This window comes from Micromonospora sp. RHAY321 (assembly GCF_023896955.1).
GTDB lineage: Bacteria > Actinomycetota > Actinomycetes > Mycobacteriales > Micromonosporaceae > Micromonospora.
Map to the genome: position 1 here is coordinate 475696 of NZ_JAMHIW010000002.1, position 11971 is coordinate 487666.

Here is an 11971-nt window from a genome sequence, read left to right on the forward strand (position 1 = left end):
CGCCCCGCGCCCCACCAACCGCGTTTCGGCGCCCGAGCCGTCCCCGCGCGGTGCGGCGCATCCTCGCCAGGTGGTTTCATGGGCGCCATGGCGAACCCGGTGATCCTGACCGTCGACGACGACCCGGTGGTGTCCCGGGCGGTGGCCCGGGACATCCGACGCCGCTACGGCGACCGCTACCGGGTGCTGCGGGCCGCCTCGGGACCGGAGGCGCTCGATGCGCTGCGGGAGGTCAAGCTGCGCGGAGAGCAGGTGGCGCTGCTGCTGGCCGACCACCGGATGCCGGAGATGACCGGCGTCGAGTTCCTGGAAGCCGCGATGGACATCTTCCCGGCCGCCCGCCGGGTGCTGCTCACCGCGTACGCGGACACCGACGCCGCGATCGAGGCGATCAACGTGGTCGACCTGGACCACTACCTCCTCAAGCCGTGGCACCCGCCGGAGGAGAAGTTGTATCCGGTGGTAGACGGCCTGCTGGAGGCGTGGGCGGTCACCCCGGACGCGGCGAGCAGCGAGATCCGGGTCGTGGGTCACCGCTGGTCGGCGCCGTCGTTCAAGGTGCGCGACTTCCTGGCCCGCAACCTGGTGCCGTACCGCTGGCTGCTCGCCGACGACCCGGAGGGCGCCCGGCTCCTCGACGCGGCGGGCGCCACCGAGGCGGACGTCCCGCTGGTGGTGACCGCCGAGGGCAAGGCACTGATCGCGCCGAACGAGGCCGAGCTTGCCGGGTTGGCCGGGTTGACGGTGGTGCCGGCGTCCGACTTCTACGACCTGGTGGTGATCGGCGGTGGCCCCGCCGGTCTCGGTTCGGCCGTGTACGGCGCGTCGGAGGGGCTGCGCACCGTGCTGGTCGAGCGGCGGGCGACCGGCGGGCAGGCCGGGCAGAGCAGCCGGATCGAGAACTACCTCGGCTTCCCGGACGGCGTCTCCGGCGCCCAGCTGACCGACCGGGCCCGGCGGCAGGCGGTGAAGTTCGGTGCCGAGCTGCTGAGCGCCCGGGAGGTGGTCGGCCTGAGCGAGGCAGGCTCCGCCCGGCTGCTGCGCTTCGGTGACGGCACCGAGATCGCCGCGCACACCGTGGTGCTGGCCACCGGGGTCTCGTACCGGGTGCTCGACGCCCCCGGTCTGGCCGAGTTCACCGGCCGGGGAGTGTTCTACGGCTCCACCGCCACCGAGGCCCCCAGTTGCGTCGAGCAGGACGTCTACATCGTCGGCGGGGCCAACTCGGCCGGCCAGGCCGCCGTGCACTTCTCCCGGTACGCCTCCCGGGTGCACCTGCTGATCCGGGGCGCGGACCTGACCAGCTCGATGTCGAGGTACCTGATCGACCAGCTGGAACGCATCGACCGGATCACGGTGCACCCGCACACGGCCGTGGTCGGCGGCGCCGGCCAGGACCACCTGCAACGACTCACCCTCTGCGACACCCGCACCGGGGAGACCCGCTCGGTGGACACCTCCTGGTTGTTCATCTTCATCGGCGCCGAGCCCCGGACCGACTGGCTGGACGGGGTGCTGGTCCGCGACGGGCGCGGCTTCATCGTCACCGGTCCGGACCTGATGACCGGCGGGCGGCGGCCGTCCGGTTGGTCGCTGTCGCGCGACCCGTACCACCTGGAGACCAGCCTGCCCGGGGTGTTCGCCGCCGGGGACGTACGGGCCGAGTCGGTCAAGCGCGTCGCCTCCGCCGTCGGCGAGGGCGCCATGGCCGTGTCGCTCGTGCACCGCTACCTGGAGGCCCAGTGAGCACCGAGAACGATCGACTGACGGCCGCGCAGCTGCGCACCCTGTTCCTGTTCGAGGCCCTCGACGACGGGCAGCTCGACTGGCTGGCCGAGCACGGCCGCGTCGAGCAGCGCGCCGGCGGCACCGTCGTGTACGCCGAGGGCGAGGACGCGACGTGCTTCTTCGTGCTGCTGCACGGCGCGGTGGCGTTGAGCCGGCAGGTACGCGGCGACGACGTCGAGATCAGCCGGACCGACCAGCGGGGGGTGTACGGCGGGGCCACCCAGGCGTACCTGGACGACCGTGTGGGGGAGACCTACCGCAACACCCTGCGGGCGCTGACCGACGCGGAGTTCTTCGTGCTGCCGGCGGAGGACTTCGCGCACGCCGTCCGGTCCTGGTTCCCGATGGCCATGCACCTGCTCGAAGGTCTGGTCATCGGCATGCGCAACAGCCAGACCATCGTCGGCGAACGGGAGCGGCTGCTGGCCCTCGGCTCGCTCTCGGCGGGCCTCACCCATGAGCTGAACAACCCGGCCGCGGCGGCGGTGCGGGCCACCTCGGTGCTGCGCGACCGGGTCGCCGGGATGCGGCACAAGCTCGCGATGATCGCCGACGGGCGGCTGGACGGCCGGGCGCTGCACGGGCTGGTCGAATTGCAGGAGGAGGCGGTGGCCCGGGTCGCCACCGCGCCGAAGCTGACCCCGATGGCCACCGCCGACGCCGAGGACACCCTCACCGACTGGCTGGAGGAGCACCAGGTCAGCGGTGCCTGGGACCTGGCGCCCATCCTGGTCGGTGGTGGACTCGACGACGCCTGGCTGGCCCGGGTGAAGGAGGCGGTCGGCCCGGCGGATCTGGAGGCGGCGGTGCGCTGGCTCACCTACACCGTCGACACCGAGCTGCTCATGCGCGAGATCGGCGACGCCGTGACCCGGATCTCGGGGCTGGTCGGCGCCGCCAAGCAGTACTCCCAGCTGGACCGCGCGCCGCACCAGGTGGTGGACGTGCACGACCTGCTCGACGCCACGCTGGTGATGTTCAAGGCGAAGATCCCCGCGCAGGTCAAGCTGGTCCGCGAGTACGACCGCAGCCTCCCGGCGGTCCCGGCGTACGCCGCCGAACTGAACCAGGTGTGGACCAACCTGATCGACAACGCGCTGGGCGCGATGGGCGAGGAGGGCGTGCTGACCGTCCGCACCGGGCGCGTCGGTGACCTGCTGGCGGTGGAGATCACCGACACCGGCCCCGGCATCCCGCCCGCGGTGCGTCCCCGCATCTTCGAGCCCTTCTTCACCACCAAGCCGGTGGGTGCGGGCACCGGGCTGGGCCTGGACATCTCGTACCGGATCGTGGTGCACAAGCACCACGGCGACATCCGGGTGGAGACCGAGCCCGGGCGGACCACCTTCCGGGTGCTGCTGCCGGTCACCGACGACCCGCCGCCGACTCCCTGACCCGCCCACTGGCGACGCGCCGATTACCTAGAGACATCGACCGGTAGCGGCAAGTAGTCTCGGGCGGCATCCTGACCCCGTCCGGAGGAGGGTCCGTGGAGTCGATGGCCCGCCAGCGCACCGCTCCCGAGACCGACGACCAGCCCGGCGATCCGCCCGCCGGCACCATGCTGCCGGAGCTGGAGGACCGCGACTGGCTGCACCACGCGCAGGAGTTCGCCCACACCAGCTTCCGGGCGGTGGCCCGCCGACTGCCCCGGCTGGTCCGGGAGGCCGTCGGGCTGGCCTGGGCCACCAACCGCCGGGACACCGTCGCCTCCATCGGGCTGAACATCGCCGCCGGGGTGATGACCACGTTCGGCCTGCTCGCCACGACCAGCGTGCTGCGCGAGCTGTTCGCCGCCGGCCCCACCCCGGACCGGGTCCGCTCGGCCCTGCCGGCGCTGATCGTGGCCGCGACGGCGGTGTCGGCGCGTGGCGGCCTCACCATCGCGGCCGGCTGGGCGCAGGCCCGACTGACTCCGCAGATCAACTATCAGGTGGAGCTGCGGCTGTTCGAGGCCACCACGGCGGTGGACCTGGCGGCGTTCGACGACGCCGGCTTCGCCGAGGAGATGGACCGGGCGCGGGACCGGGGGATGGCGGAGGCGGCGTACATCGTCGACCACACCGTCAACCTGGTCACCGGCGTGGTGGGGATGCTCGCCACCGCCGTGGCGGTCACCGTCATCCAACCGCTGCTGCTGCCCTGCCTGCTGCTCGCGGCGATACCCCAGGCGATCACGGCGGTGCGGATGGCCCGCCGGGAGTACCTGGCGATGCTCGCCCGCATCACCCGGCGGCGTCGGATGTGGATGCTCGCCCACCTGATGGCCAACCGGCGCACCGCCGCCGAGGTGCGCGCCTACCAGATGCGCGACTTCCTGCTGGCCGAGTACCGCGGGGTGATGGCCGTCGAGACCCGCGCCCAGTTGCGTCTGGTCCGCTCGCAGACCGGCACCCGCGTCGTGGGCGCCACGGTGGCCGGGGTGGCCACCTTCGGGGTGTACGCGGTCCTCGGCGGCCTACTGCTGAACGGGATGGTCGCCCTCGCCGCCGCGGCCACCGCCCTGCTCGCCCTGCAGTCCGCGCGGACCAGCCTGGGCGTCGCGGTCATCGCCACCAACTCGCTGTACGAGGACGCCCTCTACTACCAGGACTACCGGGACTTCCTCGAACGCGCCCGGAGCCGGGTGGCGCTCGGCGGCGACCAGGTCGTCGAGGGTGTCGACGCGATCGAGGTGGACGAGGTCAGCCTGCGTTACCCGGACACCGACGCGCCGGCGGTGGACCGGGTCAGCCTGACCGTCCGTCGGGGCGAGGTGATCGCGTTGGTCGGCGAGAACGGCTCCGGCAAGACCACGCTGGCCAAGCTCATCGCCGGGCTCTACCGGCCGACCGGCGGGGTGATCCGCTGGGACGGTGTGGACGCCACCGAGCTGGACCCCCGCGCCCTCGGCGCGCAGGTCGCCGTGATGACACAGGAGTGGTGGAAGTTTCCGTTCACCGCCGGGCAGAACATCCGCGTCGGCCGGCACGACCGCCCGCCGGAGCGACCCGGGCCGAGCGTGCAGGAGGCCGCCGGGGCCGCCGCCGCCCACGACATGATCGTCGGCCTGCCGCACGGCTACGACACCCTGCTGGACCGGGAGTTCAAGGACGGCCACGAGCTGTCCGGCGGGCAGTGGCAGCGCCTCGTCGCCGCCCGCGGCCTCTACCGCGACGCCGCCCTGCTGATCTGCGACGAGCCCTCAGCCGCCCTGGACGCCCGCGCCGAGCACGCGCTGTTCCAGCACCTGCGTCGCCGGCCCGACCGGGCGGTCGTCCTGATCACCCACCGGCTGGCCAACGTCCGGCACGCCGACCGGATCTTCGTCATGGAACGGGGTCGGCTCGTCCAGCACGGCAGCCACGACGAGTTGATGGCGGCCGGTGGCCTCTACCGGGAGTTGTTCGAACTCCAGGCCGCCGGCTATCTCGCCGGCACCGACGACGCCCTGCCCCGCTGACCCCTGCGCGACGCGGCACGGTGCGGTCAGGCGTGGTGCTCGCGGGTGAGGAAGTCGGCGAGTACCCGGGTGTGGGTCGAGAAGGCCAGCTCGACCGGGTCGGTGAGCACCAGCCACTCGGTGGCCTCCTCGGTCGGCGCCGACGGTGGCAGGTCCTCGACCGGCCGCTCGGGCAGCACCCCGAAGACCATCATCGTGCCGCCCGCCGGGGCGCCGTGCACCGCGAACAGCCGGGCGTCCTCGGCGGCCGCGATGAGCCCGGTCTCCTCCCGTAGCTCACGGACCAGCGCGTCGGACCACTCCTCGCCGTACTCGATGAAGCCGCCGGGCAGCGCGAGCAGCCCGCGGGCGGGCTCGATGTCCCGGCGGACCACCACCACGCCCAGGCCCTCGGCGGTGCGGACCGGCAGCACCGCCACCGCGACGGGCAGCGGATTACGCCAGACCGTCTGGCCGCAGGCCGCGCAGACCCGCGGCCACACGGCGTGCGCCGGGTAGGCGGTGCCGCAGTACGAGCAGTGTGAGTACGCCCCACCGTTCATGCCGCAGCACCTTACCGCCGATCCGGGGAGGAGCGCTCGGAGATCATCCGGCAGCGATTCGCCCCGGCTCGACGCGGCGGGCTCGACGCGGCGGGCCCGACGGGGAGGGTCAGGCGGCCGGGGTGCCGGTGTAGAAGGCGGTGGTGCGCTCCGCGGCGGCCTTCGCCTCGTCGGCGTCGGTGCCGGCGGCGATGCTCGCCTCGCCCCACAGGTGGCTGCTGCGCTCCATGAACCGACGCCCCTCGTCGGAGGCGCTCCACTCGGCGCTCTGCTCCGGCGACACGCCACTGCCGTCGGCGGCCAGGTGCGAGGCGAGACCGAGCAGGCCCAGGTCCCATCCGACGCCGACGGCGCCCGGCCCGAACTGGGCCCACCGGTCCTGGTCGACGTGCGCGATGTGGTCCAGCTCGAAGCGGGTCCGCTCGCTGTCGACGGGGGTGAGTCGCACCTCGATCCAGCTCACCTCGCCGCCGTACTCCCAGGTGGCGGTGAAGCGGTGCGGCGGGTCGCAGCTCTCGATGGTGCCGCCGGCGTTGCCCTCGAGCTGGTACCGGCCGTGCAGCCGCAGGTCGCCGGAGACCGGCAGGAACCAGCGCGGGATGCGCTCGGCGGTGGTGCAGGCATCCCAGAGATCCTCGACCGTCGCGTGGTACGTCTGGCTGAGGGTGGTCACCCGGGCCTCGCCGGCCTCCAGCGTGCGGCTGCCGACGTGGCGCTGGACGGCGTTGATCTGCTCGGTCGCGTCGATCATCGTTCTTACCTCTCCTCGGGTGGGTCGGCGGGCCCGCGCAGCCGACGCTCGCGTCGGCCCCGGGCCAGCTCGGTGGCGAGTGCCGCCAGGGGCGGGGTCCAGAACCGGCGGAAGTGCTCCAGCCAGCCGTCGACCTCGCGCAGCGGGCGCGGGTCGACCGCGTAGAGCCGCCGGGCGCCCTCGGGCCGCACGGTGGCGAAGCCGTTGTCCCGCAGCACCTTCAGGTGCTGGGACACGGCGGGCTGGGAGATGCCGAACTCGTCGCTGATCACCGCGCTGACCGCGCCGGCGGTCTGCTCGCCGTCGGCGAGCAGCTCCAGGATGCGGCGCCGGACCGGATCGCCCAGCACGTCGAAGGCGTGCACGACGCCTTTATATCATCAGCGGCTTATTTAAGCCAAAGCTGATAGGCCGAGCAGCTTGTCCAGCCGGATCGGCAGCTCGCGTATCCGTACGCCGGTGGCGTGGTGCACGGCGTTGGCGATCGCCGCGGCGGCGCCCACGATGCCGATCTCACCGATCCCCTTCACGCCGGCCGGGTTCAGCTCGGCGTCCTGCTCGTCGATCCAGTGCGCCTCGATCCGCTCCACGTCGGCGCAGCCGGTGATGTGGTACGTGGCCAGGTCGTGGTTGACCCAGTCGCCGTACCGCTCGTCGAGGACACCCTCCTCGTGCAGGGCCATCGAGATCCCCATCGTCATGCCGCCGATGAGCTGGCTGCGCGCGGTCGTCGGGTTGACCACCCGCCCGGCGGCGAACACCCCGAGCATCCGGTTCACCCGCACCTCACCGGTGTCCACGTCCACGCGGACCTCGACGAACTGCGCCCCGTACGCGTACCGGGGCAGCATGGGCTGCCCGCCCACCTCCTCCTCGGTGCTAACCTCGGCGGTCACCTCACCGTCCGCCGGCACGCCGTCGGGGGCGTTCCGCAGCTTCTCGCGCAGCGCCTCACACGCCCGGACCACCGCCCAGCTCCAGCTGGAGGTGCCCATCGAGCCACCGGCCACCGGGGCCACCGGTAGGTCGCTGTCACCGATGCGAATCTCCACCCGCTCTGGCGGCACCCCGAGCGCGTCGGCGGCCACCTGCCACATCGCCGTCCGGGCGCCGGTGCCGATGTCGGTGGCGTTGATCCGCACCAGGAAGCCGCCGTCGGCCCGGGCGGTGGCCGCCGCCGACGACGGCCTGGCCCGGGCCGGGTAGCTCGACCCGGCCACCCCCGTGCCGATCAGCCAGCGCCCATCGCGCCGGGCCCTGGGCGTGGGGTCCCGGTCGGCCCAGCCGAACCGGCGCGCGCCCTCGCGCAGACAGGCCACCAGGTTGCGGCTGGTGAACGGCTGCCCCTGGTCGGGGTCGACCTCCGCGTCGTTGCGGACGCGCAGCTCCACCGGGTCCATGCCGACGGCGGTGGCCAGCTCGTCCATCGCCGACTCCAGGGCGTACGCGCCGGGGCACTCGCCCGGCGCGCGCATCCAGAACGGCGTGGGCACGTCGAGGCGGACCAGCCGGTGGGTGGTGCGCCGGTGCGGTGCGGCGTACATGCTGCGCGTGTAGACGGCGGTCTGCTCGGCGAACTCGTGGAGGGTCGAGGTCTGGCTGATCGCGTCGTGGCAGATCGCGGTGAGCCGGCCGTCGGTGTCGGCCGCGAGCCGGACCCGCTGGATGGTGGGCGTGCGGTAGCCGATCGGCCCGAACAGCTGCTGCCGGGTCAGCGCCAGCCGGACCGGCCGGTCCACCTGCCGGGCCGCCAGCGCGGCCAGCACGACGGCGGCCTTGGCGTACCCCTTGCTGCCGAAGCCGCCGCCGACATGCTCGGCGATGACCCGGACCGACTCCGAGGGCAGCTCGAACAGGTCGGCCAGGGTGGCCTGCACCGACGAGGCGCCCTGGTTGGAGTCGTGCACCAGCAGCCGCCCGTCCCGCCACTGCGCGGTGGTGGCGTGCGGCTCCATCGGGTTGTTGTGGTACGCCGGTGTCCGGTACGTGGCGTCCATCCGTACCGGGGCGGCCGCGTACCCGGCGTCGAAGTCGCCCTCGGCGGTGTCCGTCGGGTAGCTGGGGTTGACGTGGTCCGGCCGGTACAGGCCGGGATGATCGGAGGTGAGCACGGTGCTGTGCGGCCCCGCGTCGTAGTCGATCCCGACCAGCCGGGCGCCCTCCCGGGCGGCCTCCAGGCTGGTGGCCACGACCACCGCGACGAACTGTCCCCGGTAGTGCACCACGGGCTCCTGCAACAGCCAGAGTTCCCGGTCCGACCCGGGCGCCAGCCGTGCCGCGTTGCCGTGGTGCACCACGGCCAGCACGCCGGGCAGCGCGAGCGCCGGCGCGGCGTCGACCCGGGTGATCCGGCCGCGGACCACCGCCGCCGGCACCGCCCAGCCGTAGCTGACGTCGTCCACCGGGTACTCCACCGCGTACCGGGCCGCGCCGGTGACCTTCTCCCGTCCCTCCAACCGGGGGTAGGCCCGGCCGACAGCACCGGCGCTCACGACGGCGTCCCCTCGGCCAGTTCGGTGAGCGCCCGCACCGTGATGGCCCGGGTCAGCGGCAGCTTGAAGCCGTTGTGCCGCAACGGGCGTGCCTCGGCCAGCTCGGCGTCGGCGGCCCGGGCCGCCAGCTCCGGGCTGAACGGCCGGCCCCGCAGCTCATCCTCGGCCCGGTAGGCCCGCCACGGCCGGTGCGCCACCGCCCCGTACGCCAGGCGGACGTCGCGGACGACGTCGCCGTCGAGGTCCAGGACGGCGGCCACCGAGCCGACGGCGAAGGCGAACGAGGCCCGGTCCCGCACCTTGAGGTACGTCGAGCGGCGGGCGGCCGGTAGCGCCGGCAGTCGCACGGCGGTGATCAGCGCGCCCCGCGCCAGGGTGGTCTCCCGCTCCGGATGCTCGCCGGGCGAGCGGTGCAGGGCGGCGAGGGGCACGTCCCGGGCGCCGCCGGCCTCGTGCACCTCCACCACCGCGTCGAGTGCGGCCAGCGCGACGGCGAGGTCCGAGGGGTGGGTGGCCACGCACTGCTCGGACCAGTCCAGTACGGCCAGGTCCCGGTTCTGCCCGTGCCGGGCGGCGCAACCGCTGCCCGGTTCACGCTTGTTGCATGCCTTGCCGGTGTCCTGGAAGTAGACGCAGCGGGTGCGTTGCAGCAGGTTGCCGCCGGTGGTGGCCACGTTGCGCAGCTGTCCGGAGGCGGCGGCGAGCAGGGCGCGCGCCAGCACCGGGTAGTCGCGGCGGACCACCGGGTGGGCGGCGAGGTCGCTGTTGGGGACCGTCGCGCCGATCCGCAGCCCGCCGTCGGGCAGCTCCGCGACGGCGTCCAGCGGCAGCCGGGTCACGTCCACCAGCAGGTCGGGGCGCTGCACCCCGAGCTTCATCAGGTCCACCAGGTTCGTCCCGCCGGCCAGGTACGCCGCCTGCGGCTCGGCGGCCAGCACGGCGACGGCCTCGGCCACGTCGGCCGGGCGGTGGTAGCGGAAAGGCCTCACGTCGTCGCCGCCGTCTCGCGTACGGCCGCGACGATGTGCGGGTACGCGGCGCACCGGCACAGGTTGCCCGCCATCCGCTCGCGGATCTCCGCGTCGGTCAGCTCGGCCGGGGTGGTGAGGTCGTCGGTGACCGCACTGGGCCAGCCTCTGGCGACCTCGTCGAGCATGCCTCGGGCGGAGCAGAGCTGGCCGGGGGTGCAGTAGCCGCACTGGAACGCGTCGTGCGCGACGAAGGCGGCCTGGAGGGGTGACAGCTCGTCCGGCCCGGCCAGCCCCTCCACGGTGAGCACGGACCGGCCGTCCAGGGTGACCGCGAAGACCAGGCAGCTCTTCACCCGGCGGCCGTCCAGCAGCACGGTGCAGGAGCCGCACTGGCCGTGGTCGCAGCCCTTCTTCGCCCCGATCAGGCCGAGCCGTTCGCGCAGCGTGTCGAGCAGCGTGGTGCGGTTGTCCAGGGTCAGCTCCCGGTGTGTGCCGTTGACCTCGAACGACACCCGGGACGAGTGCCGCTCGTCGGTGGTCGTCTCGCTCTCCGGTCTGTCCTGCACTGGCCCAGAGTAGCTTTACCGGTACAAATACGGGCGAATAACCCATGGAGCTTCGCGCGGGAGGGGACGTCGTGCCTGAGCTGCCGGTCACTGCCGGGCTGCTGCTGGCGGCGGGCGCCGGCCGGCGCTACGGCCGGCCCAAGGCGCTGGTCGAGCTGGCCGGGGAGCCGCTGGCGCGGCGGGGGATCCGGCTGCTGCGCGACGGCGGCTGCGCGCCGGTGCACGTGGTGCTCGGTGCTGGCGCGGACGAGCTGCCCGACCTGCCCGGCGCGGTGCCGGTGCGCCATGACGGCTGGCAGGAGGGGCTGGGCTCGTCGTTGCGCCGGGGCCTCGCCTCGCTCCCGGCCGACGTGTCGGCAGCCGTGGTGGCCCTCGTCGACCAGCCGCTGCTCAGCCCGCTCGCGATCCGCCGGGTCCGGGCTGCCCACGCCGGTGGCGCCGTCGTGGCGATCGCGACCTACGCGGGGCGGCCGGGGCATCCGGTGCTGCTGGGCCGCGCGACCTGGCCGCTGCTGGACCGGTACGCCGTCGGCGACCGGGGCGCCCGCGACCTGCTGCGTGCCCGTCCGGACCTGGTGGTGCAGGTGCCGTGCGACGACCTCGGCTCCCCGGTCGACGTGGACACCCCGGCTGACCTGCCCCGCGTCTGAGCGGCCGCGCGGGCGCCGGATCGGAGGGTCAGCGACCTGCGGCCCGTCGCCGGCGCAGCCCTTCGCTGGTGAACGCGTGGTACATGACCATGACGATGACGCCGATCAGGCCCAGCAGTGGGTTGACGAACCAGCCGAGCAGGCCGCTCAGCCCGTAGAGGACCAGGCCGGTGACCGGCCGCAGCCGCTGCGCCTGCACGTACGTCGGACTGACCCCGCGCTGGAGCAGCGCCGGGTGGCGGCGCAGGTAGCCGAAGAACACCAGCCAGGGGGCCGACATCAGGGCGGCGGCCAGCGCGTACAGGGCGACGGCTGCGCGGCGGTCGGCGGTGTCGCCGTGGGTGAACGCGGACGCCAGCACGGCGGTGGGAAACGGGATGATCACCGCGCCGAAGAGGATGCCGAGGTTGATCCAGCTCAGCGCGAGGGTGGTGCCGCGGATCAGCCGGACCAGCGCGTGGTGGTTGAGCCAGAGCACCCCGATGTAGATGAAGGACACCACGAAGGCCAGGTAGGACGCTCCTTCGTCGAGCAGCCCCGCCAGCAACTCGCCCTCGTGGTACTCCGGCACCCGCAGCTCGATGACCAGCAGCGTGATGACGATGGCGAAGACGCCGTCGCTGAACGCGGTCAGCCGGTCCGTGTCGGACATCCGTGGCCCGGTGTCGGGCTGCTCGACCTCGTCGGCTGCTGCGGCCATTGGGGAAGGCTAACCGCCGACGGGACCGGTGGGCGGCGGTTTGTCCCGAATGAGAGGGCGACTGTGGAC

At 73.5% G+C, this 11971-nt stretch carries 11 protein-coding genes; 4 read left to right on the forward strand and 7 right to left on the reverse strand.

The genetic code is table 11. The features are described from left to right. Window positions 1–78 precede the first annotated feature (78 nt). The 3 genes from M8C17_RS06560 (at window position 79) to M8C17_RS06570 (ending at window position 5230) form a co-directional block, all read left to right on the forward strand. The gene (locus M8C17_RS06560; RefSeq protein WP_252415484.1) at window positions 79–1746 is read left to right on the forward strand and encodes an FAD-dependent oxidoreductase; all 1668 of its coding nucleotides are present in this window, start codon (window positions 79–81) and stop codon (window positions 1744–1746) included. Further along, window positions 1743–3182: an ATP-binding protein gene (locus M8C17_RS06565; RefSeq protein ID WP_252415485.1), complete on the forward strand. Its 1440-nt coding sequence runs from the start codon at window positions 1743–1745 to the stop codon at window positions 3180–3182. The genes M8C17_RS06560 and M8C17_RS06565 overlap by 4 nt, the downstream gene beginning before the upstream one ends. A 104-nt stretch (window positions 3183–3286) precedes the next feature. After that, on the forward strand, window positions 3287–5230 hold the full coding sequence (locus M8C17_RS06570; RefSeq protein ID WP_252415750.1) for an ABC transporter ATP-binding protein: 1944 nt from the start codon (window positions 3287–3289) through the stop codon (window positions 5228–5230). A 26-nt stretch (window positions 5231–5256) separates the two neighbouring features. Here the strand turns inward: M8C17_RS06570 and M8C17_RS06575 are convergent, their stop codons facing one another. The 6 genes from M8C17_RS06575 to M8C17_RS06600 form a co-directional block, all read right to left on the reverse strand. After that, window positions 5257–5772: an NUDIX domain-containing protein gene (locus M8C17_RS06575; protein ID WP_252415486.1), complete on the reverse strand. Its 516-nt coding sequence runs from the start codon at window positions 5770–5772 to the stop codon at window positions 5257–5259. Window positions 5773–5881: 109 nt separating this feature from the next. Next, a complete protein-coding gene (locus tag M8C17_RS06580) occupies window positions 5882–6523 on the reverse strand; it encodes an SRPBCC family protein (RefSeq protein WP_252415487.1) in 642 nt (213 codons plus the stop codon). Between the two features lie 5 nt (window positions 6524–6528). Continuing rightward, on the reverse strand, window positions 6529–6888 hold the full coding sequence (locus tag M8C17_RS06585; RefSeq protein ID WP_252415488.1) for a helix-turn-helix transcriptional regulator: 360 nt from the start codon (window positions 6886–6888) through the stop codon (window positions 6529–6531). 27 nt (window positions 6889–6915) lie between these two features. Beyond that, a complete protein-coding gene (locus M8C17_RS06590) occupies window positions 6916–9015 on the reverse strand; it encodes a molybdopterin cofactor-binding domain-containing protein (protein ID WP_252415489.1) in 2100 nt (699 codons plus the stop codon). Then, entirely contained in the window at window positions 9012–10004 is a 993-nt protein-coding gene (locus M8C17_RS32025) for a xanthine dehydrogenase family protein subunit M (RefSeq protein WP_252415490.1), read from the reverse strand. The genes M8C17_RS06590 and M8C17_RS32025 overlap by 4 nt, the downstream gene beginning before the upstream one ends. Next, the gene (locus M8C17_RS06600; protein ID WP_252415751.1) at window positions 10001–10498 is read right to left on the reverse strand and encodes a 2Fe-2S iron-sulfur cluster-binding protein; all 498 of its coding nucleotides are present in this window, start codon (window positions 10496–10498) and stop codon (window positions 10001–10003) included. The genes M8C17_RS32025 and M8C17_RS06600 overlap by 4 nt, the downstream gene beginning before the upstream one ends. A gap of 125 nt (window positions 10499–10623) precedes the next feature. On the opposite strand from M8C17_RS06600, the gene M8C17_RS06605 reads away from it, so the two are divergent. Next, window positions 10624–11202 carry an NTP transferase domain-containing protein gene (locus M8C17_RS06605; RefSeq protein WP_252415491.1) on the forward strand — a complete coding sequence of 193 codons (579 nt, stop codon included), beginning with the start codon at window positions 10624–10626 and terminating at the stop codon, window positions 11200–11202. 28 nt (window positions 11203–11230) lie between these two features. Here M8C17_RS06605 and M8C17_RS06610 read toward each other — a convergent pair whose 3' ends face one another. Further along, window positions 11231–11902 carry a TMEM175 family protein gene (locus tag M8C17_RS06610; protein ID WP_252415492.1) on the reverse strand — a complete coding sequence of 224 codons (672 nt, stop codon included), beginning with the start codon at window positions 11900–11902 and terminating at the stop codon, window positions 11231–11233. Window positions 11903–11971 lie beyond the last annotated feature (69 nt).

Excerpts from the sequence above, each read along its gene's own strand:
- M8C17_RS06580 (WP_252415487.1), bottom strand. The coding sequence starts at position 6,523 with ATGATCGACGCGACCGAGCAGATCAACGCCGTCCAGCGCCACGTCGGC.
- M8C17_RS06610 (WP_252415492.1), bottom strand. The coding sequence starts at position 11,902 with ATGGCCGCAGCAGCCGACGAGGTCGAGCAGCCCGACACCGGGCCACGG.
- M8C17_RS06570 (WP_252415750.1), top strand. The coding sequence starts at position 3,287 with ATGGCCCGCCAGCGCACCGCTCCCGAGACCGACGACCAGCCCGGCGAT.
- M8C17_RS06575 (WP_252415486.1), bottom strand. The coding sequence starts at position 5,772 with ATGAACGGTGGGGCGTACTCACACTGCTCGTACTGCGGCACCGCCTAC.
- M8C17_RS06560 (WP_252415484.1), top strand. The coding sequence starts at position 79 with ATGGGCGCCATGGCGAACCCGGTGATCCTGACCGTCGACGACGACCCG.